Raw genomic sequence first — 25431 nt, 5'->3', positions numbered from 1 at the left:
TGGGCAGCGGCAGACGACGGGCGGGCATGGGCTCAGCCCTCGTCCTCCGTGCTGCAACTGAGGTTGGAGGATTCGGATGCGTTGCCGGCATCACGGATGGCATGACCATTGGCCACCACGCGCTGCAGCAGGCCGATGAGGGTCCGGAATTCGTCGTGGGTGAAGCCGGCGAGATGCTCGTTGGAAACCTGGGACAGCACCGCCGGGGCACGCGCCATTGAGGCGAGTCCATGCTCGGTCAACGACACCATCACCACCCGGCGGTCTTCGGTCGAGCGCTCTCGCTGGATCAGGTTCTTGGCTTCCAGGCGATCGAGCAGACGCGTCATGGCGCCGCCGTCCATGGCCAGTTCCCGGGCCAGTGCGGCGCTGGACATCGGTCCATGGAAGCGCAGGCGCAGCATCGGCGCCCACTGCGCATGGGTCAGGTCGTGGGCGCCCAGCAGCTTGTCCGCCTGGCAGATCATCGACTGCTTGATCTGACGCAGCAGCCAACCCAGGCTGGGTTCCCGGGTGAAGCTGTCGGCGGTGTAGAACTCGGTCGGGGGCGGACGGGGGGTCACGGCATGCACTCAGTGGCTGGCGGTGGTCAATTATTGCCTAGGCAGTATTTGCCGTGCCATGGACTTGTGTTGAAAGACCTGAAAAGATGAGGGTTATTGAGATACTCCGCTTTGACCGGTCCGTGCGATCCGTCACGGGCCTGCCCCTACACTGCGCCGATGTCCGCCCAACCTGCCGCCGCCCCTGCTTCTGTTGTCTCGCCCACCAAGGCCGTGCCTGCTCAAAGCCCGCCCCTGCGGGCCATGTGGCCGGCGCTCTGGCCGTTCCTGCGGCCTTACAAGGGACGGATCGCCGCGGCGGTGCTGTTCCTGATCCTGGCGGCGGTGTCGACGCTGATCTTCCCGCTGGCCCTGCGCCAATTGATCGACCAAGGCCTGATCTCCGCCGACCCGGGCGACCGCATGATGGCGCTGCGCGAGCACTTCCTCGGACTGTTCGCCGTGGGCGCGGCACTGGGGGTGTTCTCGGCGCTGAGGTTCTACGCGGTGACCTGGCTGGGTGAGCGCGTCAGTGCGGACCTTCGCAGTGCGGTGTACGCGCATGTGTTGCGCCAGAGCCCCGAATTCTTCGAGACGACGCAGACCGGCGAGGTGATCAGTCGCATCACAACGGACACCACGGTCATTCAGAACATCGTGGGTTCCAGCCTGTCGATGGGTCTGCGCAACATGATCATGGGGCTCGGCGCGGTCGGGCTGCTGATTGCCACCAACCCCTGGGTGATGAGCCAGGTGATGGGCATTCTGGTGCTGGTGGTGCTGCCGGCGATGTTCTTCGGCCGCCGGGTCCGACGCCTGTCCCGCGCCAGCCAGGACCGGGTGGCGGACACCAGCGCCATCGCCGCCGAAATGCTCAATGCCATCTCGGTGGTGCAGTCCCATGCGCAGGAAGACCGCGAGGCGGCACGTTTTGGTGTGGCCAGCGAAGCGGCGTTCGACACCGCCCGCAAGCGCACCAAGGTGCGGTCGCTGCTGGTGGCGTTCATCATCACCGCCACCTTTGGGGCCCTGCTCTGGGGCCTGTATCAAGGCACCCAGGCGGTCATGGCCGGGCACATCAGCGCGGGTCACCTGGGCCAGACCGTCGTCTACGTGATTCTGCTGGTCTCGTCCGTGGCGGTACTGGCTGAGGTCTGGGGCGATCTGCTGCGCGCCGCGGGTGCAACCGAGCGCCTGATGGAACTGCTGGCCGCCCGTTCTCCGGTTGCCGATCCGGCCACTCCGCTGGCGATGACGCCGGTGGAAGGTCCTGCCCATGTCCAGTTCCGGCAGGTGCGTTTCCATTACCCGTCCCGTCCGGACCGGGCCGCGCTGAGCACTTTCGACCTGGACATCGCCCCCGGCGAGACCGTGGCCCTGGTGGGCCCGAGCGGCGCCGGCAAGAGCACGGTGCTGCAACTGCTGCAGCGCTTCTACGATGTGCAGGACGGCGACATCCTGGTGGATGGCGTGCGGGTGGACCGTGTGCGGCTGGCCGAGCTTCGGGCGCGCATGGCGCTGGTGCCTCAGCAAAGCGTCATCTTCTCGGCCACGGCGCTGGACAACATCCGCTATGGGAGGCCGGAGGCCTCACGCGACGAGGTGGTGGCCGCCGCCAGGGCCGCCCACGCCCACGAGTTCATCGAACAACTGCCACAGGGCTACGACAGTTTCCTCGGCGAGCGCGGCGTGCGGCTGTCCGGCGGACAGCGCCAGCGCATTGCCATCGCACGTGCCATGCTGCAGAACGCGCCGCTGCTGCTGCTGGACGAAGCCACCAGCGCGCTGGATGCAGAAAGCGAGCGCCTGGTGCAGGAAGCGCTGGACGAAGCCATGCGGGACCGCACCACGCTGGTCATCGCCCACCGGCTGGCGACGGTGCAACGGGCGGATCGCATCATCGTGATGGACCAGGGGCGGATCGTGGAGCAAGGCCGGCATGCGGAACTGGTCGCGCAGGGCGGCTTGTATGCCCGACTGGCGGCGCTGCAGTTCAACCATTGAGCCCCACTAGAATGTGCCGTTGATCGCCCGCGCGATCCCCCCGACCTGTCATTGACCCGCCGATGAATCGCCCTGTCCGCCACCAATACGAAGATTTCATGCGCCATGTGTTCGAGCATGGCGTGACCAAGGGCGACCGTACCGGCACCGGCACGCGCAGCGTCTTTGGCCATCAGATGCGGTTCGATCTGAACGAGGGCTTCCCGCTGGTGACCACCAAGAAGGTGCACCTGAAGTCGATCATTCTGGAACTGCTGTGGTTCCTGCGTGGGGATTCGAATGTGAAGTGGCTGCAGGAGCGCGGCTGCACCATCTGGGACGAATGGGCGCGCGAAGACGGCGACCTCGGCCCGGTGTATGGCGTGCAGTGGCGCAACTGGCCCAAGCCTGACGGCGGGCACATTGACCAGATCAGCCAGGTGGTGCAGCAGCTCAAGACCAATCCAGACTCGCGCCGCATCATCGTGAGTGCGTGGAATGTGGCGGATCTGGACCAGATGGCGCTGATGCCCTGCCACGCGTTCTTCCAGTTCTATGTGGCGGACGGCAAGCTGTCCTGCCAGCTGTATCAGCGCAGCGCGGACATCTTCCTGGGCGTGCCCTTCAACATCGCCAGCTATGCGCTGCTGACGATGATGCTGGCGCAGCAATGTGATCTGGCGCTGGGTGACTTCATCTGGACCGGTGGCGACTGCCACATCTATGCGAATCACTTTGAGCAGGTGCAGACGCAGCTGAGCCGCGACCCGTTTCCCTATCCGACGATGCACATCAAGCGCCGTCCGGACTCGATCTTCGACTACGCCTTTGAGGACTTCGAGCTACAGGACTATCAGCACCACGCGCCGATCAAGGCGCCGGTGGCGGTCTGATTCCGTGGGCGCCGGACGGCCTCCGTCGCCGCTCCTTCGCTGACCATGCCGGCGCCGTTCGTCCTGTTGCTGCTGTCCATCGTGGCGGTCTGGCTGCCTTCGGTGCCGGTGAATCGCGCGCGGGGATGGCGGGTGGCACCATGGCTGGTGCTGTATGCCGCCGCGATCGGACTGGCGTTGTTGCAGGGTGTCGTGAGCGTGACGGGGGCCGCAGCGCTGGCGATGCTGGTGCTGCTGGCTGACACGCTGGGGCGCCAGACGCGCCCAGCCCTCCAAGGACTGGTGTTCGCGGCGCTCTTGCTGCTGGTGGGGGCGCTGTGCCTGCATGCCGTGCCGGGATTCAGGAACCCCATCGCCATCGACGCCGTCCGGTTCTCGGAGGATGCGCGGCCCTTCACGCAATATCTGAACTTCGACAAAGGCTCGGTCGGACTGGTGCTGCTCGCCTTGCTCGCGCCTCGCCTGCGGCGCGAGGACGCGGTCGCCCGGACGCTTGGGTCGACGCTGTTGCTCACGGTGGCGGTGGCCGGTCTGGCGCTGGGCCTGGCGGTAGCGCTGGGCATGATCCGCTGGGATCCCAAATGGCCACCGCAGACCCTGCAGTTTCTGGTGACGAATCTGCTGCTCACCTGCGTGGCAGAGGAAGCGCTGTTTCGGGTGATGGTGCAGGATAAGTTGGCGACAGGGGCGCGCTCGGTCATGCCGCAGCGCATTCACACGATCGTTCCCACGGGTCTTGGCATCGTCGTCTCTGCCCTGCTGTTCGGCGCCGTCCATGCGGGTGGGGGGCTTGGCATGATCGTCGTCGCCGCGGTGGCCGGCCTGGGGTACGCCGTGGCGTATCACTGGCAACGGCGCATCGAAGTTGCGGTGTTGGTCCACTTTGGCGTGAACGCACTGCACTTTGTGTTGTTCACCTATCCGCTGAAGGCGTGAGACGCCAGCGCCGGGCTGCCCGGCGGTCGCGGATGTAGGTCAGCCTCTCTGGTCGTTCCGGATCTGGTGCTGGGTCCATGTGGGAGCAAGGACCAGGGCGTCCCATCAACTCCGAACGAAATACCCGAAGAAATACTTGTCGCCATAGACGACCAGATTGTGTGCTGCGTGAATGGCGCAGCACACCGCCAGCGAGCCGCCAAATGCGCGATAGACGCTGAGCACCAGCCCGAAAAGACCGGCAAAGATCATGGTGATCATCGACGCCCAGTGCGCCATGCCGAACAGTACCGACGACAGCGCAATGGCGAAGATGACGCCCGCCGCGGCGGTGACCCGTCGCTGGAGATATCCCCGGAACAGGGTCTCTTCACAGATCGGCGCCAGCACACCGAAAGACATCAGATAGGCTGCCACTTCCCACCTCGCATGAAACGCGGTGAGCGGCGCCCAGGCCGACACCGTGGAAGCCTTGATCGCCACGAGATGCATCACCAGTAGCAGGCCGCTGGCGAGGCAGACCAAGCCGAGACTCTGGACGTGATGCGTCGGCCTACCCGTCAGCGTTGGTGTTGGTGTCCGCGTGGACGTCGGGCTCGGGGTCGCCGAATTCGGAATCGAGATCGGGGGCGGGGTGGCAATGAATGGTGCGGCGCTAACGCCAGATGCGATCCGCCCGCCAACACCGAGCGACCGGTAGAGCAGGATCGCTCCAATGCAGGACAGCACCCCGCCCAGCAGATCCCCCGCAGCGGGCCGCCACCCCATCTGCCCGGCCACCAGCGCCCCGACCGTTTTCAGGCCAAACAGCAGAACGGCCAGCACGGCCACGCTGGCGACCACTTCCTTGACGGCGTGCGGGTGCAATCGGGGGTTCAAAGCTGGCGTCGTCACAGGGGCAGGCCTGAAGAGGCGCGTCGAGCGCGCGCGGAAAGGAGCGTCATCATCCCGCACTTTTCATCCTTCTGATGCGGCACCTGAAAGCTACACCATCGCCGCAAAGGAAAGCGCACGCACAGCGGCCCGGCGCCTTCCTTTGCTGCTCGGTAAACAACTTGCAACTGCAAGTGATGTTTGTCGAAACGGTCATCGGACTTTTCCGCAGACCCGTTATCTCGACACCGACACACTCTGGAGCCTCTCCATGAACCGCAACCTTCTCGTCACTGCCCTGATCGCCACCGCCGCCTTCGGCAGCAGCTTTGCGGCATCGGCACAAACCAACGCCGCCACCACCACGCAGCGCGACGTCAAGCAGGAACAGCGCATCGAAAACGGTCTGCGCAACGGCACGATCACCCCGCGGGAGAACGCCCGGCTGCAGAGCGATGAAGCCCGCGTGGATCACCTGGAGGCCAAGGTCCTGAAGGACGGCAAAATGACCGCCGCCGAGCGTGCCCAGGTCACCGCCGCGCAGGACAAGGCCAGCCGCGACATCCGCATGGCCAACAACAACGGCGTCAACGCCAATCCGCTGTCCGCCTCATCGCAGCGGGCGCAGGCCGATGTGCAGCGCAACATTGCGCAGGAGAAGCGGATCAACCAGGGCGTCGCCAGCGGCAGCCTGACCAATCGTGAAGCGGCCGGTCTGGAGCGCGGCCAGTCCCATGTGGATGCGCGTGAAGCTCACGCCGCCGCCGACGGTCACATCAGCGCCCGCGAGCAGCGCAACATCCAGCACGCCGAGAACCATCAAAGCGCGCGCATCTACAACAAGAAGCACAACGCCGCCGTCAAGAACTGAGTGAGCAGCGGCAGGGGCTGCCCTCAGCGACCTGCCGCCACCAGTTTCTGCAAGGCCTGCCGCACCGGCAGGATCTTGCCCTCGGACGCAGGGCCGCGCAGGGCAGCCGCCATCTCGGGCCTCTCGCGCGCGTCCCTGCCCTGCATCTCGAAGACTTTCGCCTGCGCCCCCTGTCCCGCTTCATCGATCAGGGCCACGAACCAGGCCTTCGCCCCCTGCTGAAACGCCGACGTTGCCAGCACGCGTGCGCAGGGGTGAGTGACGGTCAGCACGGGCGCATCCAGCTCTGCGCTGCCGATCGCCAACCGGCAAGTGCCTGGCGGGCTCAGGGACAGCGCCAGATAGCTTCCGGATGTGGTCGCCGTGTGTTCGGGCAAAGGGTGAGCGCCCCGGCGACCCTCCGCGTCCAGGGTCCATTGGGCCCGCAGCCACGCAGCCACCTGGCTGATCGGTTTGGGCGGCATCGGGGCGGCGGACGTTAAGAGCCCATCGGTCTGCACTACCCGATCCCCTTGCTGCGCCAGCAACACGTCCTGCACGCTACTGTCTTCCCGAGTGTCTTTCTGCTGGACGCGCAGCAGGTAGAAGCGCTGGGTGTCCCGCACCAACACCCTCCCGGCAGTGACGCCCGTGCATTGGGGAAAGTCGCTGCCGTCGTCGGGTTCAACAAGGGGAACGAGCCGCTGCGTGCTGCTGAGCAGCAGACCGCAGGCGGGGGCGGACGATCCGGGGTTGAAGTAGAAACGGATGGGCGGCGCATCCGCCGGCCACGCGGTGGCGGGCAGCGTCTGGAACTGGAAGGCGAATGTCACCGCTTTGGCGTCGCGGGTCTCTTCTTCCGCCAGCGCCGGGCCGGACGCCAGTGCAGACAGCGCGGATACCGCGATCAGGCATGCTGAAACCGTCCTCCCGAGTCGGGTGGCAGGGGCGGCATGATCGGCGTGTGCGCCCTGTGCGCCCTGTGCGGTGTTTTCCACATGCATGACGATCAGGCCGCCACGGCGGCCAAGGCTTGTTTCAGTCGGTCAGACGCCGCAGGGAGCGGCACCCAACCCCTCATCAATACCTGGGCACTGCGTTGATATGCTGCCGACGCAATCGTCACGCCCGCGCTGTCTATGGAGGCCACGACGGTGGTCGACAGCACGCCGGCTGGGTTCTCAATATTCACCACATATTCGCGCAACGCAGCAGAGACCGTCTTCGGCGCCAAGGCATGGGCGACTGTGCCGGGAATCAAGGTCGCCGACGCCAGGCAGCAACCACCGGACACTGCCAGGGAAGCGTGGCCGGTCTGCGGTGTGAAATAACGGACCGCCAGATCGGCAGATCGGTGGGGGGCCGCTCCGACGATGCACACCTTCGGAATCGTCTCACTGCGCGCCAGTTCCTCCGCCGACATCAGCACGCCGTCTTTTCGCCGCAGGCTCATGCGGAGACCGGCCTCGACCCACAGATGACGCAGGCGCCCCATGAAGTCGACATCCGCGGTCAAGGCCTGCATCGGCTCCTGCGCCGTCTTGCCCAGATCACTGGCCCGGATGATGACCATGGGCACCGCCACATCCACGCAGCTGACCGACACGCCATCGATCACCTCCATCGCCTGACCGGTCGGCAAAAGCCGGCCCGTCTTGGCACCTGCCGGCGCATGCAAAAACAGATCCACCGCAGGATGCCGCCCCATCACACCCGGGATCTCCGCAGTCTTCCACGTGCCGTCGTCGGCCAGCGCCATGCGCGAGGTGGTGCGCACGCCGGTGTTGGTGTTGTGGATCTCCAGCAGATGCGGGCCGGGTGTGCGGACGACGCTGAGTTCGGAGTCCACGGCCCACAGCTGCAAGGCGGACGACATGTTGCCGCAGTTGACGCCCCAATCGACCCGCCCATGGTCCGACGCGAGCTGGGCCAGGGTGCTCACCAGCCGGGGACCTTCGGGCATCGTTTCGACGTCGGCGAAGAAGACCTTGTTGCTGGTGGCGGTGCCGCGTCCCAACCCCGTCGTCTGCCGGTTTCCTGGATGTTCACCGTCCATCGGCACGCCCATCAGGTGCCTCAGCAGTTCTTCCCGCAGGTCTTCCTCCGCCGGTGCGATGCGCGTCCACAAAACGAGGCCGGTGGACGTGCCACCCCGCATGTGATGCACCGGAAACTCCCAGGTGGCGTGGCGGAATCGTGGGCGTGGCAGCAACATCGCGGAAAGCCCGGCGCAGGACCGGAAACAGCAGGGACCGAGTGGCGAGTCTACTCAAGTCGTGCGCAAGCGCTCTTGCCGGCCACCCGCTCGGCAGTTCCCCCGCTCTCCCTGCGGGTGATGCCCCCCCAAATCGTTGACCAGACGTCACAGCTCGAGGACGTGCAGCCCCCTAAAATCGCCGTACGTTTTCCGCCATTCGTTTTCCGCCATTGGCGTCACTGTGGAGTTGTCTCTCATGCCTCATCTCATCCTCATCGCGGCGCTGGACCGTGCGCGAGGCATTGGCCGGGACAATGAACTGCTCTGCCGCCTCCCGCAGGACATGGCCCGCTTCAAGGCCCTGACGGTGGGACATACGGTACTGATGGGCCGCAAGACCTGGGACTCGATCCCCGCCCGCTTCCGCCCGCTGGTGCAACGCCGCAACCTGGTGCTGTCCCGTCAGGCGGGCCTCACGCTGGAAGGCGCCGAGGTGTTCGCTTCGGTCGACGCCGCGCTGGCGGCCTGCGCTGCAGATGAAACCGTCTATGTCATGGGGGGCGCGCAGATCTACGCCCAGACACTGCCTCTGGCCGAAACGCTGGAACTGACCGAGATCGATCACCAGTTCGAGGCGGACGCGTTTTTCCCCCCCGTCTCTTCCGCCGAGTTCCACGCGACGTCGCGGGAGCGCCAGCTCAGCGACGCGGCGCAGGGTCAGGGCTGGCATTTCGATTTCGTCCGCTATGAGCGAATCCGGCGCTGAATCGGCCGCCGCAGTGAACCCTGCACCACCGGCAGCTTGGTTGCACTCCAACACGCCAGCGCCGTCCCAAATCTGTTCCGATTCCGTTCAGATCGCCTTCTGATCCCCCTGACTTTTCCCTGGAGCCCGAATGTCCGGCAGTCATTTCCACGTCCACGGCCCGCATGACCACGAACTGGAGCATGCGGCCCAGCACGAGCCTAAAGGCCTTGGCGGCCAGCTCGCGGTCATCACCGCCATCCTCGCCACCGTCGGCGCGTTCTTCAGCTACATGGGCGGCGCTACGCAGGCCAATGCCGGCCTCTACAAGAACAACGCGGCCATCACCAAGACCGAGGCGGCCAATCAATGGAACTACTTCCAGGCCAAGAGCAGCAAGCAGAGCCTGGCAGAGCTGGCGGTGGAACTCGCTCCCACCGACGAGCAGAAATTGAAGTACCGGGACAAGGCCGCGCGGTACGAGACCGAGAAGAACGAGATCAAGGCCAAGGCAGACAAGCTGGAAGCCCAGTCGCTGGAATGGGATCACCGCAGTGAAGAGCAGATGCACCTGCATCACCGCTGGGCCCAGGCGACCACGGCGCTGCAGATCGGCATTGCGCTGGCGGCCATCGCGCTCCTGACCCGTCGCCGCTGGATGGAATACGCCACCATCGGCGTGGGCGTGGTGGGGGTGGGCCTGGGCATCGCCGCCTGGCTGCACCTCTGAGTGCACGCCTCCGCGGCGATTGCGTCCACCGGCGCTGCCGCGTGTCAACGTTGACATGCGGCAGACGGGAGCACGCCGCCTGTGCCGGCCTGTTGACCGCCTTGTGTCAGCGACCTGCGCTTTCACCGGCTTCGCTTCACAACTCTCGTCTCTGAGGCAACTGCGCAGCAACCCTGCGTTGTTGAAATGGTCAGCCTGATCGCCCGATGTCGCGGGCGAACGCTGACCGCACCTCGAGACGTTGAAGCCCACTGCCCCCGCTCCCCGCCGCCGGCGCCCACGGATCGCACGGTCTGCCCGGCGCGCCTCCGCCCTCCCGTCAAACTGCGCCGTTCGGTTGATCCGCTCGATCCGCACCATCCGGTGCATCGGGCTCAACCGGCTCCACCGGCTCATGGCGTCGATCCGTTGCTTGCCAGCACTGGCGATGTCGACGGCGCTGATGGTGACGCCCACACTCTGGGCTGCGGCGCCGACGGGCCGTGCACGTCCCCCCGCTCTGGCCCAGGCCACTGAGGCCCGTGAACCTGCTGAGAGCGGCGCGTCCGCCGAGACCCGTCCGTCCGCCGAGACCGCGAGCGCCCGCAAAACAGCGCCCTCCTCCTCGCCCTCCTCCTTGCCCGCGTCTGCGCCCACTCGAAACCCGGACAGCGGCAGCGCCACCTGGTCCAGGACACCCGCGCCGAAGGGGGCCTCGGCTGCGCGTCGCGCCGCGCCCGCGCCGGCGATGGGCACCACCTCCCTCGCGGTCGTCAAGTTCGTCGATGCGGATGTCGATGCGGTCGCGCGCGCCGTGGCTGCGATTCTGGGCCGCCCCATCCTGGTCGACCCGCGCGTCAAGGGCAAGATGACCCTGGTCAGCGACGAAGGCCTGACCCGCCCGCAGGTCTACCAGTACTTCGCCAGCACGCTGCGCGGGCTGGGCTACGCCGTGGTGGAGAGCGCCGGTCTTTTGAAGATCGTCCCGGAGGGGGATGCCAAGGTGCAGTCCGGCACTGTCGTCGCCGGGACGGAACCGCGCGGACAGGACCAGATCGTCACCCGCATCTTTCAGCTGCAATATGAAAACGCCAGCAATCTGGTGGCGGTGCTGCGCCCGCTGATCACCGCCAACAACACCATCAATGTGAATGCCGGCAACAACTCGCTGGTCATCACCGACTATGCGGACAACCAGACCCGATTGGCCGCCATCATCGCCGCGCTGGACACCCCCAGTGCGACCGATGTGGAAGTCATTCCGCTCAAGCACATGCAGGCCGCCACCGTCGCGCAGATCGTCTCCAGGATGGTGGACGGCGTGCAGCGGGCACAGGGCGGCTCGGCCGGCACGGCGGCCGGCGGCAACGCGTCCGCAGGCAATATGGGCAATGGCGGCAGCACGGGCACGAGCAGTGGGTCTGCCCAGGTCTATGCCGACATCACGAGCAACGCCCTGCTGGTCCGCGCACCCAGCCAGGCACGCCTGCAGGCCATCCGCGCGCTGGTGTCGCGACTGGACAAGCCCGGCAACAACGGCATTGCGGGCAGCAGCATCCATGTGATCTACCTCAAGCATGCGGAGGCCACACGACTGGCCTCGGTGCTGCGGGCAGCATTCTCCGCGCAGGACACCAACAACGGCTTGAATGCCACCGAGAGCGGCGGCGGCACCAGCAGCAGCGGCCGCTCCAGCGGCGCGACCACCGCCTTCGCGTCGGTGTCCGGTGGCAGCAGCAGTGGCAGTGCCGGCAGCGGGTCGGACAGCAGCACCTCCAGCAAGCAGGCGACGGCGCCGGTGTCGGCCACGGCCGAACCCTCGACCGGAGGCTTCATCCAGGCGGACCCGGCCACCAATGCGCTGATCGTCACTGCCTCGGAACCGCGCTTCCGCGAACTCGCTGCGGTGGTGGACCTGCTGGACTCCAACCGCGCTCAGGTCTACGTGGAGTCGCTGATCGTCGAGGTCGACGCGAGCAAGGCGCTGGACGTGGGCATCCAGTGGAAGCAGATCTTCAACATCAGCACCACCACCACCGACATCACGCTGGGCACGGTGGTGAATGCGCTGGAGTCGATGTCCGGCACCAACATCCTTTCCACCGCCAATCTGGTCACGCTGGACAACGAGGAAGCCAAGATCGTCGTGGGGCAGAACGTTCCCTTCGTCACCGGCTCCTACACGACCACCAGCGCCAGCAGTTCGCCCTTCCAGACCATCGAACGCAAGGACGTCGGCATCACCCTGCGCATCCGGCCGCAGATCGGGCCCAACGGCAGCATCCGGTTGACCATTTATCAGGAGTCGTCATCGGTCTCGTCCACCACCACGCCGGGAACGACCAATGCCGGACCGACCACCAACAAGCGGTCGGTGGAATCGACGGTCACGGTGAAGGACGGAAAGATCATCGTGTTGGGCGGCCTGATCGAAGACAGCGACACCGCGGATGCGGACCATCTCTACGGTCTTGGAAAGCTGCCCCTGGTGGGCGGGCTGTTCAGCAGCCGCAGTCACACCCGCAAAAAGACCAACCTGCTGGTGTTTCTGCGTCCGGTGATCATGCTGGACGACGACGCCGCCGAGCGGCTGACGCTGGATCGTTATGACCTGATCCGCGCACGGCAGCAGGCGCTTCCGGCGAATGTGCGAGAGATGCTGCAGGACGCGTCGCCGCCAGCGCTGGCTCCCACCAAGGATGCGGCGGCGACGTCGCAGCCGTGATGCGCCAGTACGCGACGGAGCATCGGCCCCGCGGAAAGTCAGGGTGTGCCCGGAGCGCCCGATGCGGGGCAGTCCTGCGGCGATCAGGGCATCACGCGCTGTAGCGCGCGCCGCCAGCGGCGCTTCATGTCCAGCACCGTACGTCCGCGCGAACGGTCGATGCGTTTGACGTCGATCAGCGTCAGGTCCCCGCAGGCAGACAGCGTGTGCAGGCCATCGGGATAGTCGGGATGTACCAGGTCGCCGGTGTAGCGGCTGCCCGGATCGACCACCTTCACGCTGGAAGGCGTTAGTTCGTCAACGCGTAGCAACCGCGCACCGGAGCCATAGCCGTGGGTGCGATCCTGCACCGGCAGATGCACCAGGCCGTCCATTCCCACGAAGGGCGTGCCGCCCGGTCGGGCGCCGGATTCCGCGGTGAATACCGGGTTGGCCGCCGACACCGTCCAGGGACCGTGCAGCGACTCCGCATGGGCGACATGCAATTCGCGCTGGTCCTTCTTTCCGGGACCAATGACGGCATAGAACATCCACCACCGGCCGCCGTGATGAATCAGCGACGCATCCACCCCAGGGACGCCAGGGAGCAACGCACTCACACGGGTCCAGGCGGAGGTCGGATCGTCGGCGCCGCCATCGGCGCGATACAGGGCGATCTCGCCGGCCTGACTGCATTCGGGCACCATCCACAACTGCCCTTCATGCGAGAACACAAAGGGGTAGGACAGATGGCCGGCCAACTCCAACACGCATTGCGGTTCAGACCAACGGCCGGTGCGCAGGTCCAGCGTGAGGCGGTGCAGCTCACCCTTCTTGTTGCGATAGTGGAAATGCTCCACAAAGACATGCAGACGCTCCCCCTCCCGCAGCCCGAAAGGATCGGCGTAGTACTGCCAGGGGCCGGCGAGCGGCATCCACTGAATACGGTCGCGGAGCTGATGAAGGCGTTCAGGGGTCAGTTCGGCGATGGGTGCCGGAACCACGCCGACGGTCCAGAAATCCGTCTTCGGGCGTTTAAGCACGCGCGTCTTCCAGCGTCCTGCCTTGCTGGGAAGTTTGTAGGGTGCGCTGGGCCCGCAGGACTTCGAGGTAGAAGTCGACGGTGGCGCTGACGGCGGTGGAACGGTCGAACCGGCTCATGTCGTAATGAATGTGATGTTGAACGCCCTGGGCGCCCGGCATCAATGCATTCGCGATGGCCTGGCCCATGGCCGGGATGTTACCGATCGGGACGATGGCCGACTGTGCCGGCGTCAGCATTTCGCACGCGCCTTGCGTGGCAGTGGCCACGATGGGCAAATGGGCGCGCATCGCTTCCAGCATCGACAGCGGGAACTGCTCTTCAAGCGAGGCGGACACGTAGAGGTTCGCGTCGGTCAGCCAGGCATCCACATCCCAGCGGAAGCCGACCAGATGAATGCGGGGATCGCCGGCGGCGAGTGTTTCGAGTTCCTGCCGTTGCGGACCCTCGCCCATCAGCACCAGATGGGCTTGCGGCGGCGCATACGTCTGGAAAGCCTGAATCAGTGAATGCATGCCTTTGGACGGATGCAATCGTCCGACGGACACCACCACCGGCGCCGTCGCTGCAATGCCCAAAGACGTGCGCAATGCGCCCTCTTTGCCAGGATGGGCTTGGGTGCAGTGAGAGCGATCCGGCGCCCAGTTGTAAATGACGCGATGCGGGCGGTGAAAGGCGCTGAGCGTATCGACCTGCTTGATGTTGACGCAGATCAGCCCATCCATCTTGGCGTGATGATGGGTTTTGTAACCCACATGCAGGGTGCCGATGCGTAGCGTCGAAGTGGCACAAGCGGTGGCTTTGCAGGCCGGCCCGAGATGGCCGTGCACCACGTCCGCACCGAGCGACTGCGCCAGTCGTCGCAGGCGCAGGCCGCGCAGCACCGGGAATCGGAAGCCGTGATAACGCACGCGTGGATTCAGCGCATGGGCCACCTGCGCGCCCCAGGGACCGACGACGTGGACCTCATGGCCCAGTTCCGCCTGCGCATTGGCGAGGTCTGCGCAATGCTGTTCGCCTCCCGCCAGTTTGGAAGAAAACACCGCATGAACGATTCGAAGCCGCGCCATGAAAACTCTGAGACGTACGTCGTAATTTACGAAGTGTACGGCTTCACAATCGTTAACGTACCAAGTTGTTTCCCTGAGTTGAGGGCTTGTGCACGGGATGACGCAACAGCGTGCAGTCAGGACGCACTGATCACACTGGAGGGCAGGAATGCGCAGACGGGCGACGATAGGGTGTCACTCGCGACGAGGCATTCACCTGGAACTACGTGGTAAGTCCCTTCTTGCCTGATGACGTGCTCTGGCGTTTGGCCGTCTGGGCACGCTTCGCCGGGGCCCGCTTTGGTGCGGGTGGCCTGTCGTCCATTGACGCTTCCCAGGGGCGGAAGTTTGGAAGGCTGATTCGCTCGCCGTTCTTCGCAACCACTGCCATTTCCAAGGTCAGGCCGAGCGCCCCCAGAAAACCTCGAAGCGTGGAAACATAGGTGTCAGATCGGCGCTCGAGTTGAGACACAGCGTTTTGTCCAATTCCCAACTCTTTGGCCACCTCGGCTTGCGTCTTGCCTACGGCCCTCCGGAAGTCGTTGAGCGTGCGCGCATGGGCCACCATGTCACGCACCTTTTGTTGCGCGAGTTCATCGATCTTCTCCCGCCGCTCGCGGGGCAGACTTGAAATGATGTCGTCAATCTGGCGTCCCATCGGTGCTCCTAGTTTCCTGCAGGTTCTATGGTTGACACCGGCCTGTCGTTCTTGAAGCTCGCCAAGTGGCGATCAAACCGGTCATTCGCTTTCCTGAGAAGTTCTTTGTAGAACCGCGTGGGGTCGAGTCCCTGCTTGTCCGCAGCAACGAGAACGACTGCGCGGCGATCGGGATCGAATGCAAAGGCCGCTCTCCAGACTTGAGTGGCTCCATGCGCATTGAATCGCAGTTCCTTCATGTTGGGATGCCGGGCATTTGCAAGCGTTGCCACGTGGGGGCGGCCCGCCTTCGGCCCCAGGCGCTGAACGGCTTTCGCGCTCGCAAGGAGTTCGGTCTGAACCTCGACGGTGAAGGCCTCAAACTCCTTCTCGAAATCGTCATGGAATTCGACCTTCCAGTGACCCGCTTCAACCAAAATCGCCTCCGGATGATATCACCAGGGACTGATAACTTTGAAACGACCGTCCTCGTGCGTCAATGACCGGAAGTCGCAACCGCACCTCCTTCCATCAGTGGTCAATGACGGGGATAAGCGGCCTCTCGCGGCAGGGCGACCCTCACCCTGCGGCGTGGCCCCTGGCCAGGGCCCCTCGCTGCACGCAACCGTCAGGGTGGCTGAGCACTCAGCTACCATGAGCACCCCGCGCCCTCCCCCGCGCGCGCATCTCTGCCCGGACCCTCATGAAACTCGCCACCTGGAACGTCAACTCCCTCGCCGTGCGGCTGCCTCAGCTACTGGACTGGCTGGCCGCCAATCCGGTCGATGCCATCGTGCTGCAGGAAACCAAGCTGACCGATGACAAGTTCCCCGCCCAGGAGATTCAGGACGCCGGCTACCAGGTCCAGTGGTTCGGCCAGAAGACCTACAACGGCGTGGCCCTGATCAGCAAGGAAGCCGCCACCGACGTCTCCCGCAACATCCTCGGTTATGCCGATGAGCAGGCCCGCGTCATCTCCGGCACCCTGGCCGGCGTGCGTGTGATCGGCGCCTACTTCCCCAATGGTCAGGCGCCCGACAGCGACAAATTCGTCTACAAGATGGCCTGGCTGGACGGCCTGCGCGCGCAGGTGCAGCAAGAGCTCAAGACCCACCCCAACCTGGTGCTGATGGGCGACTTCAACATCGCTCCGGAAGATCGCGATGTCTACGACCCCGTCGCCTGGGCCGGGCAGATCCACTGCACACCGCAGGAGCGGGAGCACTTCCAGCAGTTGCTGGCCGCCGGCATGGTGGACGCTTTCCGCCTCTTCGAGCAACCGCCCAAGAGCTGGAGCTGGTGGGATTACCGCAACCTGGCCTTCCGCAAGAACCAGGGCCTGCGCATCGACCACATTCTGGTGAGCGAAGCGCTCAAGCCACGCGTCACCGCCTGCGTCATCGACAAGGCTCCGCGCAAGAACGAACGCCCGAGCGATCACGCGCCGGTCATCGTCACGCTGGACTGACTGAACTGAGCGAACCGAGTGGAATGACCGGACGGGAACCCGACGCCATGAGTGACATCGTCATCTATCACAACCCCAAGTGCGGCACGTCCCGCAACACCCTCGCGCTGATCCGTCACGCGGGGCTGGCACCGACCGTCATTGAGTATTTGAAGACGCCGCTGGACAAGGAAGGTCTGCGGGCGCTGGTGGCCGCCACCGGTGAACCCGTGCGGGCGATGCTGCGCGGCAAGGAAGCCCAGGCGGCGGAGCTGGGCTTGAATGACCCGTCCGTGTCAGATGAGGCCTTGCTTGATGCGATGGCCGCCAACCCCATCCTGATGAATCGGCCGGTGGTCGTCACGCCGCTCGGCACAGCGCTGTGCCGCCCGTCCGAACGGGTGCTGGAATTGCTGCCGGTGGGCCCCCTGCCCGCCTTCACCAAGGAAGACGGGGACGTGGTCATCGACAGCGGGATCCGCCGGGGCTAACCCCAAGCCGATCCTTCCGCTGACCCTCAACCCGTCCCCGACGCCGATCAGCCGCCGGTCAGCCGCCGATCAGCCGCGCAGGGCGCCGGCCTCCCTTGCCAGACGCGTGATGCGCTCCCAGTCGCCGGCCTTGACCGCATCGCCGGGTGTCAGCCACGAGCCGCCGCAGACCTTCACGTTCGGCAGTGCCAGGAAGTCGGGCGCCGTTTGCACCGTGATGCCACCGGTCGGGCAGAAGGCGATGTCCGGGAACGGACCGGCCAGCGCCTTGAGAAGCGTGGTGCCGCCCACGGCCGTGGCCGGGAACAGCTTCAGGAACCGATAACCGGCATCCGCCGCCATCATCACCTCGCTGGCGGTCGACACGCCCGGCAGCAGCGGCAGGCCTTGGGCCTCGCAGGCCCGCGCCAGTTCCGGCGTGAAGCCGGGGCTGACCGCAAACCGGCTGCCCGCCTTTTTGGCCGCAGCCGCATCCGCCGCCGTACGCAGCGTGCCCGCACCGACGATGGCGTCCGGCACTTCCTTGGCGATGGCCGCAATCGCGTCCAGCGCGACCGGCGTGCGCAGCGTCACTTCCAGCACCTTCACACCACCGGCCACCAAAGCCTTGGCGAGCGGCACCGCATGTTCGAGCTTGTCGATGACGATGACGGGAATCACCGGGCCATGCTGGGCCAGGCTGAGGGTATCCAGAGTCTCACTCATGAAGTCTTGTCCTTGTCGAATTACAGCCAGGTCACCGCGCCCTCTTCGGCGCTGGAGACATTGCGGCGCATGCCGGCAAACAGTTCGCGGCCCAGGCCCTCGCCGTTGTCACGCACGGCTTCTGGCGTGATCTGGGCGATCTCACGGGCCGCCCAGGTGGCCTCATCCACCAGCGCGGTCAGTTCACCGCTGGTGGCGCAGACCCGCACCCGGTCACCGTCGCGCAGCTTGGCCAGCGGACCGCCAGACAGAGCCTCCGGACTGACGTGAATGGCCGCCGGCACCTTGCCGGACGCGCCGCTCATGCGACCGTCGGTCACCAGCGCCACCTTGAAGCCCTTGCCCTGCAGCACGGCCAGCGGGGGCGTCAGCTTGTGCAGTTCCGGCATGCCGTTGGCCTGCGGGCCCTGGAAGCGCACCACCACCACCACATCCCGTTCCAGCTCGCCGTTCTTGAAGGCCACCTGCATGGCTTCCTGGCTGTCAAAGATGCGGGCCGGCGCCTCCACCGTGTGACGGTCTTCCGGCACGGCGGACACCTTGATCACCGCGCGACCGAGATTGCCGGCGAGCAGCTTCAGGCCACCCGTCGGCGAGAACGGTGCCGCCGCAGTGCGCAGCACGGTCTCGTCGCTGCTGGTCTCGGGCATGTCGCGCCAGGTCACGCTGCCGTCTTCGGCACGTTCGGGCAGGCGCGCATAGGCGCTCAGCGACTGGCCGGACACGCTGGTCAGCACATCGCCATGCATGGCGCCCGACTTGAGCAGCTCGTTGATCACGAAGCCGGGCCCGCCTGCGGCCTGGAACTGGTTCACGTCGGCACTGCCATTGGGATACACCCGGGCCAGCAGCGGCACGACCGCGGACAGATCGGAGAAATCACTCCAGTCGATCAGGATGCCGGCCGAGCGGGCCACGGCAACCCAGTGGATCAGGTGATTGGTCGAGCCGCCGGTGGCCAGCAGCGCCACCATCGCGTTGACGATGCAGCGCTCATCCACCACACGGCCGATCGGACGGTAGTCGCGCTGCGGAATGATGCCCAGCAGCTGACGCACGGCTTCCCGCGTCAGCGCTTCGCGAAGACCGTCATGCGGATGCACGAATGCGGCGCCGGGGACATGAAGGCCCATGGCTTCCAGCAGCATCTGATTGCTGTTGGCAGTGCCGTAGAAGGTGCAGGTGCCGGCGCCGTGATAGGCCGCGGACTCGGCCTTGAGCAGCTCCTCGCGCCCCACCTTGCCCTGGGCGTACAGCTCGCGGACCTTGGCCTTTTCGTTGTTGGACAGGCCGGAGCTCATCGGCCCGGCCGGCACAAAGACGCAAGGCAGATGACCGAAGTGCAAGGCGCCGATCAGCAGGCCCGGGACGATCTTGTCACAGATGCCCAGCAGCAGCGCGCCATCAAACACATCGTGCGAGAGGGCCACCGCCGTGCCCATCGCAATGGTGTCGCGCGAGAACAGGCTCAGCTCCATGCCGGGCGTGCCCTGGGTGACGCCGTCGCACATGGCGGGCACACCGCCGGCGACCTGGGCGGTCGCGCCCTGGCGGTGCACTTCGTCGCGGATCAGCGCGGGATAGGTTTCATACGGCTGGTGTGCCGACAACATGTCGTTGTAGGCCGTGACGATGCCCAGATGCGGCGCCTTCTCGGCGACGATGCGCAGCTTGTCGTTCTCCGGCAACGCCGCCACCGCGTGGGCGACGTTCGCGCAGCCCATGCGCTGCACGCCGCGCTGGCGGCGCGACATGCGGTCAATCAGGTCCAGGTAGCGCTCGCGGCTGGCGGCGCTGCGGGCACGGATGCGTGCCGTAACCTCGAGAAGCGTCTTGTTCATGCCTGCTGCCGATGTAACTCGGTTTGGGTTGTATTGGTAACCATATTACACGCTCGGGCCATGGGCTTGGAGCGTTTTTCCGGGTACGGAACGATTACGGGGCAAGGCGGTCGCCCATGCTTTTCGGCCACACTCGGGGCATGCCTGATTCCCGCCCTGTTACCGGGACGATTGTCCCGCCGCCCGCTGCCACCCGGCCCGCCGTTGAAGCGCTGTATCCGCTGCTGTTCGTGCTGCTCTGGAGCACCGGATTCATCGGTGCGAAGTTCGGCCTTCCCGATGCGGCGCCGCTGACCTTCCTGGCGTGGCGATATGCGGCGGTCATCGTGCTGATGGGCGTGATCGTCGCGGTGACACGCGCGCCCTGGCCCAAAGCCTCCGGGGCCTGGGGGCATATTGCGGTGTCGGGGCTGCTGGTCCACGGGGTGTATCTGGGCGGTGTGTTCACCGCCATCAGCCACGGGCTGCCGGCCGGCATCACCGCGCTGGTGGTCGGCCTTCAGCCGGTGGTGACCGCGCTGGGTGCGCGCGCGGTGCTGGGTGAACAGGTACGGCCGGCCCAATGGACGGGGCTGACGCTCGGGTTCCTCGGCGTGGGCCTCGTTGTGGCGGCCAAGACGGCTTCGGTGCCCTCCCACGCGCTGGTGACGATGCTGGTGCCGGCGGTGCTGGCGCTGCTGGGCATCACCGCAGGGACGCTCTACCAGAAACGCTTTTGCCCCTCCTTCGACCTGCGCACAGGCGCGGTCATCCAGTTCTTGCCGTGCCTGGGCATCACCGCTGCACTGGCGCTGGCCACGGAGAACACCACGGTGCACTGGACGCCGTCTTTCCTCTTTGCCCTGGGCTGGCTGGTGCTGGTGCTGTCCATTGGCGCGGTGAGCCTGCTGAATCTGCTGATCCGCCGCGGCAGTGCGGTGAACGTGGCCAGCCTCTTTTATCTGACGCCGCCCACCACCGCCGTCATCGCCTGGGCGCTGTTTCACGAAACGCTGAGCGGACTGGCCATCGTCGGCATGGGGCTCTCGGTGTTCGGCGTCTGGCTGGCGCGCAGCACGCCGGCTGTGCGAGGTGCGCAACAGCGGTGAGTTCCTGTGTCACCCCCGCTCGGAGTGTGTCCAACTGAGGACGGGCGGGCGGTGCTTGTGGCAGGATCAAGGGCATGTTGAATGCGCCCGATGCAACCGCTGGTGTGGCCGCCCAGGAGGCAGCCCCAAAGGCAACCCAGACGGCCGCCCAGACGGCCGCCCCTGCGCCCGGACATCCCGCCTGCGATCCGCTCGCGGGAGCGCGTGTGGAGGACCTGCCCGCCCACAGCCGCGATTGGCTCACCCAGTTCCAGCAGCAATGGGACCGCAGCGAGGGCCTCTGGATCTTTGCCTACGGTTCGCTGATGTGGAACCCGGGCTTCGCGCCGGCGGACACGCTGGTGGCCAAGGTCCAGGGCTATCACCGTGCGCTGCGGCTGCGCTCACTGGTGAACCGCGGCAGCGCCGAGGTGCCCGGCCTGGTCATGACCCTGCTGTCCGGCGGCAGCTGCAAGGGTCTGGTCTACCGCATCCCACCCGAACGCGCCGAAGCCGAATTGCAGCGACTCTGGCTGCGGGAGATGGTGGTGGGCACCTATGTGCCTCGCTGGCTGCCCTGCTTCAGCCCGGTGGGCGAGCATCGCGCCCTCGCCTTCACCCTGTCACGCAGAAGCCCGGGATGGGCCGGCGACCTGCCGGACGACCGGCTGCTGCACATCCTGCGGCATGCCCGTGGCCGCTACGGCACCACCCTGGACTATCTGGAGCGCGCGGTCCATTGCCTGCGTGAGCATGGCATTCACGACCGTTCCCTGGAACACCAGCTGGCGCTCGCGCGTTCACACGGACTCTGACGGCCGCAGCCGGTGGCGCGCCGAGGCCGGCACCGGCACCGCCGGATGCACCGACACCACCCGCGCCAGATCTTCCACCGTGTCGACGTCCACCAGCACGCCGGGGTCGTTCACATCCACCGCTTGCGCCGGAAATCGGGCCAGCAGCTTGCGGGCCCCCTCGTCCCCCTGCAGGGCCGTCAGCTCGGAGAACAGCTCGGCGCTGAAGCCCACGGGATGGCCGCGCTGGCCATCGTACTGCGCATAGGCGATCGGGTCGTGCTCCAACGCCCGTGCCACGGCCAGCAGCGTGCTGGTCTGCAGCAGCGGCATGTCCGCCGGCACGATGAGCCAGCCCTGCGCGTCCCCGGTGGCGGCTACGCCGGCCGCGATTGAATGTCCCATGCCGACCGGCGCGGGGCGTCCCAGGCGGTCCTGCGTGGGCAGCACCAGCATGTCACGCTCGGCCACATGGCGCCGCACCAGCGGTGCCAGCGCTGTGGACGTCACCACCAAATAACGCAATCCGGAGGCCATCGTCTGGCGCAGGGTGTGAGCCAACACCGTCTCCCCACCCACCAACTGCTCGAGCTTGTGACCCTCGCCGCGAAAGCGCTGGCCTCGTCCTGCCGCGAGCACGACGACAGCCGGTCGTCGCTGATCCATGCGTACTTCCTTCAGGTTGATTCCTCGCTGCGGCTGACTCTTTGGCGATCAGTTGATCCCAGCATGCCTGCCCGGGGCGCATCATCACACCCGGAGTTTCACGACTGGGAGCTTTACCTAAGGATTCGCCCCATACTTCAGCCCTATGGACAAACTTGCCGATCTCCGAAAGAGCTACGAACGGGACGAGCTCGACGAAAACGCCTCCGCCTCCGAGCCCTTGCTGCAATTCCAGCACTGGCTGCGACAGGCCATGGACGCCCAGGTGCCCGAACCCAACGCCATGACCCTTGCCACCGTGGGGCCGGACGGGCGACCGTCCACCCGCATTGTCCTCATCAAGGACATGGATGAACGGGGCCTTGTCTGGTACACCAACTATGACAGCCGCAAGGGGCAGCAGCTGGAGGGCAATCCGTTTGCCGCCCTGCAGTTCCACTGGGTGGAGCTGGAGCGGGTGGTGCGGATTGAAGGCCAGGTGGAGAAGGTCGACCCGGCGCAGTCGGATGCCTACTTCGCTTCACGTCCGCTGGATTCCCGGCTGGGGGCCTGGGCCTCGCCGCAGAGTCAGGTGATCAGCAGCCGCGCCGTGCTGGTGGCCAATGCCGCCAAGGCTGCGGCCCAGCACGGCCTGAGCCCCAGCCGGCCGCCGCATTGGGGTGGCTATCGGCTGAAGCCCGACCGGTGGGAGTTCTGGCAGGGCCGCAAGTCTCGCCTGCATGACCGCCTGTGCTACAGGCTGGTGAACGGGCAGTGGGTGCGGGAGCGGCTGGCACCATAAGCCTTCGCTGGGGCTTCCCTCGGCCATCCCAGGGGTTTTCCGGGCGCTCCTGAGGACGTTCCTTCTCCCGTCGGCCACCGCCACCGGCCGCCGGCCGCCGGCCACCGGCGACCGGCCACCGGCGACCGGCCAGCACCACGGTCCAGCTTCATCGTGGTGCCGGCAGCCTTGGGGTCAGCGGATCAGAACTTCACCTGCACGCCGGTGAAGATGCTGCGGCCCGGCAGCGGCGTCAGGTCGCGGATGGTGGCCACGCTGCTGGCGCTGTAGGCCAGCTTGTTGGCGAGGTTATCCAGCTTCACATACCAGAGCGCGTCGTAGCTGCCCAGGTCGAAATGCCGGGCAACATTCAGCCGCAGCGTGCCGTAACCCGCGGTGGGCGTGTCGAACTCGGCCACGCGATTCTGACGCGCCGCAGCGCGCAGTTCCGCCTGCACCATCCACGGACCGCTCTCGCCCTGAAGCGACAGGGTGCCATGCACCGGTGCCAGACGCGGCAGCGGCTGACCGGTGTCGCGATTGGTGCCGCGCACCAGGTCCACCGTCGTGCCCAGGGTCAGGTCCCAGCCGGCCACCGACGGCAACGGCTGACGGCCTTCGAGTTCCACGCCATGCATGCGCGCCCGGACGCCCCGATAAACATAGACCGGAATCGATTCGGCCTCACCGGCGTCATTGATCTCCGTGCGGGTGTCGCCGTTGGCGTCCATGGCGAGGAAGTTGGAGAAGCGGGTTTGATAAACCTGCACGCCCCACTTGGCGCCATTCTGTTGCCAGTGCAGACCCAGATCCACGGACTTGGCCTTCTCCGGCCGCAAGGACGGATCGCCGATCTCAAACGCGCCCGAGGCCACGTGCACGCCGTTGGCGAAGAGCTCATAGAACGTCGGAGCTCGCTCGGAGCTGCTCACGCTGCTGGACAGGCTGAAGCCCCGGCCGACATCCACCGCGCCGGACAGCGCAAAGCTCTTCGGGCTGAAGCGTTTGGAGGTGGGCGCGCCGAAGCGGTCTTCGTCACCGCCAGTGGACGACACCGTCACCCGCTCCGACCGGGCGCCGGCCTGCAGGCTCCAGGGACCGGACTTGAAGTTCTCGATCAGGAACAGCGCGCCGTTGCGGGTGGTCGTGTTGGGCACCAGGGCTTCGTCGCCGAGGGCGGAGAAGTCGCTGTTTTCCCACTGCCATCCCACGACGCCCTGCAGCTCGCCGCTGCCCAGGGGCACGGCCACATGCTGGGCTTCGATGCGGGCGTCCTTGCCGTCCGACTGGAAGGTGGTGCCGATGGCACCGTCGCCCTCCACTTCCGCATGCTTGTAGCGGCTGCTGGCGAACTGCCACTGCACCCGGGCGACGCCGGGCGCCACGTTGCGCCATTCACCGGCGGTGGCGATGCGCTGACGCTGCATTTCGATGCGGGTATCCGGCTCGACCGTCACGCCGTACTGGGTGTGATAGTCCTCCACTGACACCCCGGCGAAACCGTCCGAGAAGAAGAACGATCCGCCCAGGGCGCCGCTGCGGCTGTGGCTGTCGGAGTTGCGGACGTGCGTGCTCGTGGTGCCTTCGTTGTCGGTGAAACGCGGCACGCGCTGATCGTCAGCGTGGCGATCGGCCGCATCGACGTGCCAGCCGAATTGCTGCGTACCGCCGTCCAGCACCGCCGCACCGCCGTATTCATTGGACGCACCGCCCAGACGCACTTCGGCCGCGCCATTGATGCCGGGTTGCGGCGCGCGGGGGATGCGGTTGTCCAGTGTATTGACCACTCCGCCGATGGCGTTGCCGCCGTATTGAAGGGCGGCCGCACCGCGCAGGACTTCGATACGGGTGAGCACCAGCGGATCCACCGGCAGCGCGTGATCGAAGCTGAGGCTGGACGCGTCCACCGAGGCGCCGGAGTTGCTCAGCATCTTGACGCGGTCGCCATCGAGGCCACGGATGGTCGGGCGGTTGCTGTTGGGGCCGAAGTAGGTGGAACCGACGCCGGACATGTCCTCCAACGTGTCCCCGAGGGTGGCGCCGCGCTTGAGGGTCAGGGCGTCACCACTGAGGGTCTGGACGGGGGTGACCAGGTCGCGCAGACCCAGCGGATTGCCAGTGACGACGACCGGCTGCAGCTTCTGCTTCTGCCGGGGTTTGGTGGTGGCACTGCCGCCATCGCTGGCGTTGGAGCCGCTGTCGGCAGAGTCTGCAGCGGTGACCGCTGCGGCGGCAGAGGCGTCTGAGGAGGTTGCGGCCACCGGGGTCGACGTGGATGCCGTGGAGGCGGCGGACGATGCCTGTGACGTCGCGGAGCTTGCGGAGGCCCTGGAGGTCGAGGCGGTGGATGCGCTCGATGCGGTGGATACAGTGGATGCGGTGGATGCGGTGGATGCGGTGGATGCGGTGGATGCGCTCGATGCGGTGGATACAGTGGATGCGGTGGATGCGGTGGATGCGGTGGATGCGGTGGATGCGCTCGATGCGGTGGATACAGTGG

At 66.1% G+C, this 25431-nt stretch carries 25 protein-coding genes; 13 read left to right on the top strand and 12 right to left on the bottom strand.

Annotation, left to right across the window (positions count from 1 at the left end; all coding sequences use genetic code 11):
* Nucleotides 1-32: 32 nt before the first annotated feature.
* The gene (locus FHS28_RS02055) at nt 33-563 is read right to left on the bottom strand and encodes a MarR family winged helix-turn-helix transcriptional regulator (RefSeq protein ID WP_310736725.1); all 531 of its coding nucleotides are present in this window, start codon (nt 561-563) and stop codon (nt 33-35) included.
* 159 nt (nt 564-722) lie between these two features.
* Between FHS28_RS02055 and FHS28_RS02050 the strand changes: the two genes are divergently transcribed.
* The 3 genes from FHS28_RS02050 to FHS28_RS02040 all read left to right on the top strand — a co-directional run bounded on the left by FHS28_RS02050 (nt 723) and on the right by FHS28_RS02040 (nt 4354).
* Nucleotides 723-2546, top strand: a complete 1824-nt coding sequence (locus FHS28_RS02050; protein ID WP_088449321.1) for an ABC transporter transmembrane domain-containing protein — start codon at nt 723-725, stop codon at nt 2544-2546.
* 62 nt (nt 2547-2608) lie between these two features.
* Nucleotides 2609-3418: a thymidylate synthase gene (locus tag FHS28_RS02045; protein ID WP_088449322.1), complete on the top strand. Its 810-nt coding sequence runs from the start codon at nt 2609-2611 to the stop codon at nt 3416-3418.
* Between the two features lie 45 nt (nt 3419-3463).
* Entirely contained in the window at nt 3464-4354 is an 891-nt protein-coding gene (locus FHS28_RS02040) for a CPBP family intramembrane glutamic endopeptidase (RefSeq protein WP_088449323.1), read from the top strand.
* Nucleotides 4355-4459: 105 nt separating this feature from the next.
* Here FHS28_RS02040 and FHS28_RS02035 read toward each other — a convergent pair whose 3' ends face one another.
* A complete protein-coding gene (locus FHS28_RS02035; protein WP_088449324.1) occupies nt 4460-5221 on the bottom strand; it encodes a CPBP family intramembrane glutamic endopeptidase in 762 nt (253 codons plus the stop codon).
* Between the two features lie 277 nt (nt 5222-5498).
* On the opposite strand from FHS28_RS02035, the gene FHS28_RS02030 reads away from it, so the two are divergent.
* The gene (locus FHS28_RS02030; RefSeq protein ID WP_088449325.1) at nt 5499-6098 is read left to right on the top strand and encodes a hypothetical protein; all 600 of its coding nucleotides are present in this window, start codon (nt 5499-5501) and stop codon (nt 6096-6098) included.
* Between the two features lie 23 nt (nt 6099-6121).
* Here the strand turns inward: FHS28_RS02030 and FHS28_RS02025 are convergent, their stop codons facing one another.
* Together FHS28_RS02025 and FHS28_RS02020 are read right to left on the bottom strand one after the other, a co-directional pair.
* Nucleotides 6122-7081, bottom strand: a complete 960-nt coding sequence (locus tag FHS28_RS02025; protein WP_088449326.1) for a hypothetical protein — start codon at nt 7079-7081, stop codon at nt 6122-6124.
* A 5-nt stretch (nt 7082-7086) separates the two neighbouring features.
* Nucleotides 7087-8292 carry a PrpF domain-containing protein gene (locus FHS28_RS02020; RefSeq protein ID WP_221193666.1) on the bottom strand — a complete coding sequence of 402 codons (1206 nt, stop codon included), beginning with the start codon at nt 8290-8292 and terminating at the stop codon, nt 7087-7089.
* A gap of 238 nt (nt 8293-8530) precedes the next feature.
* On the opposite strand from FHS28_RS02020, the gene FHS28_RS02015 reads away from it, so the two are divergent.
* The 3 genes from FHS28_RS02015 (at nt 8531) to FHS28_RS02005 (ending at nt 12453) form a co-directional block, all read left to right on the top strand.
* Complete coding sequence (locus FHS28_RS02015) at nt 8531-9040, top strand: dihydrofolate reductase (protein ID WP_088449327.1); 510 nt, start codon at nt 8531-8533, stop codon at nt 9038-9040.
* Nucleotides 9041-9170: 130 nt separating this feature from the next.
* On the top strand, nt 9171-9749 hold the full coding sequence (locus FHS28_RS02010) for a DUF4337 domain-containing protein (protein WP_088449328.1): 579 nt from the start codon (nt 9171-9173) through the stop codon (nt 9747-9749).
* 727 nt (nt 9750-10476) lie between these two features.
* Complete coding sequence (locus FHS28_RS02005; RefSeq protein ID WP_184294007.1) at nt 10477-12453, top strand: secretin GspD/PilQ domain-containing protein; 1977 nt, start codon at nt 10477-10479, stop codon at nt 12451-12453.
* An 83-nt stretch (nt 12454-12536) separates the two neighbouring features.
* Here FHS28_RS02005 and FHS28_RS02000 read toward each other — a convergent pair whose 3' ends face one another.
* The 4 genes from FHS28_RS02000 to FHS28_RS01985 all read right to left on the bottom strand — a co-directional run bounded on the left by FHS28_RS02000 (nt 12537) and on the right by FHS28_RS01985 (nt 15597).
* Nucleotides 12537-13475, bottom strand: a complete 939-nt coding sequence (locus FHS28_RS02000) for a glucosamine inositolphosphorylceramide transferase family protein (protein WP_088449330.1) — start codon at nt 13473-13475, stop codon at nt 12537-12539.
* Nucleotides 13468-14544: a glycosyltransferase gene (locus FHS28_RS01995; RefSeq protein WP_088449331.1), complete on the bottom strand. Its 1077-nt coding sequence runs from the start codon at nt 14542-14544 to the stop codon at nt 13468-13470. The genes FHS28_RS02000 and FHS28_RS01995 overlap by 8 nt, the downstream gene beginning before the upstream one ends.
* Before the next feature lie 202 nt (nt 14545-14746).
* Complete coding sequence (locus FHS28_RS01990) at nt 14747-15181, bottom strand: XRE family transcriptional regulator (RefSeq protein ID WP_088449332.1); 435 nt, start codon at nt 15179-15181, stop codon at nt 14747-14749.
* A gap of 8 nt (nt 15182-15189) precedes the next feature.
* The gene (locus FHS28_RS01985; RefSeq protein WP_088449333.1) at nt 15190-15597 is read right to left on the bottom strand and encodes a type II toxin-antitoxin system RelE/ParE family toxin; all 408 of its coding nucleotides are present in this window, start codon (nt 15595-15597) and stop codon (nt 15190-15192) included.
* Nucleotides 15598-15863: 266 nt separating this feature from the next.
* Here FHS28_RS01985 and xth point away from each other — a divergent pair, with 266 nt between their 5' ends.
* Nucleotides 15864-16628 carry an exodeoxyribonuclease III gene (gene xth / locus FHS28_RS01980; RefSeq protein WP_088449334.1) on the top strand — a complete coding sequence of 255 codons (765 nt, stop codon included), beginning with the start codon at nt 15864-15866 and terminating at the stop codon, nt 16626-16628.
* 47 nt (nt 16629-16675) lie between these two features.
* On the top strand, nt 16676-17098 hold the full coding sequence (gene arsC / locus FHS28_RS01975; RefSeq protein WP_088449746.1) for an arsenate reductase (glutaredoxin): 423 nt from the start codon (nt 16676-16678) through the stop codon (nt 17096-17098).
* A gap of 69 nt (nt 17099-17167) precedes the next feature.
* Here the strand turns inward: arsC and FHS28_RS01970 are convergent, their stop codons facing one another.
* Nucleotides 17168-17803: a bifunctional 4-hydroxy-2-oxoglutarate aldolase/2-dehydro-3-deoxy-phosphogluconate aldolase gene (locus FHS28_RS01970; protein ID WP_184294005.1), complete on the bottom strand. Its 636-nt coding sequence runs from the start codon at nt 17801-17803 to the stop codon at nt 17168-17170.
* Between the two features lie 20 nt (nt 17804-17823).
* Nucleotides 17824-19644 carry a phosphogluconate dehydratase gene (edd, locus tag FHS28_RS01965; protein WP_088449335.1) on the bottom strand — a complete coding sequence of 607 codons (1821 nt, stop codon included), beginning with the start codon at nt 19642-19644 and terminating at the stop codon, nt 17824-17826.
* A 140-nt stretch (nt 19645-19784) separates the two neighbouring features.
* Between edd and FHS28_RS01960 the strand changes: the two genes are divergently transcribed.
* Entirely contained in the window at nt 19785-20732 is a 948-nt protein-coding gene (locus FHS28_RS01960; RefSeq protein WP_088449336.1) for a DMT family transporter, read from the top strand.
* A gap of 74 nt (nt 20733-20806) precedes the next feature.
* The gene (locus tag FHS28_RS01955) at nt 20807-21526 is read left to right on the top strand and encodes a gamma-glutamylcyclotransferase (RefSeq protein ID WP_088449337.1); all 720 of its coding nucleotides are present in this window, start codon (nt 20807-20809) and stop codon (nt 21524-21526) included.
* Here the strand turns inward: FHS28_RS01955 and FHS28_RS01950 are convergent.
* Nucleotides 21512-22171, bottom strand: coding sequence for a nucleotidyltransferase family protein (locus FHS28_RS01950; protein ID WP_088449338.1), 660 nt, complete (start codon nt 22169-22171; stop codon nt 21512-21514). The genes FHS28_RS01955 and FHS28_RS01950 overlap by 15 nt on opposite strands.
* A gap of 145 nt (nt 22172-22316) precedes the next feature.
* Between FHS28_RS01950 and pdxH the strand changes: the two genes are divergently transcribed.
* On the top strand, nt 22317-22952 hold the full coding sequence (gene pdxH, locus FHS28_RS01945) for a pyridoxamine 5'-phosphate oxidase (RefSeq protein WP_088449339.1): 636 nt from the start codon (nt 22317-22319) through the stop codon (nt 22950-22952).
* 182 nt (nt 22953-23134) lie between these two features.
* On the opposite strand, the gene FHS28_RS01940 is transcribed toward pdxH, so the two are convergent.
* On the bottom strand, nt 23135-25192 hold the full coding sequence (locus tag FHS28_RS01940) for a TonB-dependent receptor (protein ID WP_088449340.1): 2058 nt from the start codon (nt 25190-25192) through the stop codon (nt 23135-23137).
* A gap of 10 nt (nt 25193-25202) precedes the next feature.
* On the opposite strand from FHS28_RS01940, the gene FHS28_RS01935 reads away from it, so the two are divergent.
* On the top strand, nt 25203-25431 hold a 229-nt coding region (locus FHS28_RS01935), incomplete at its 3' end, for a hypothetical protein (protein WP_184294003.1).

The organism is Roseateles terrae (assembly GCF_014192155.1).
Lineage (GTDB): Bacteria > Pseudomonadota > Gammaproteobacteria > Burkholderiales > Burkholderiaceae_C > Roseateles > Roseateles terrae.
Note: the sequence above shows the minus strand (reverse complement) of the source record. Positions and strands in the feature narration are given on the sequence as shown.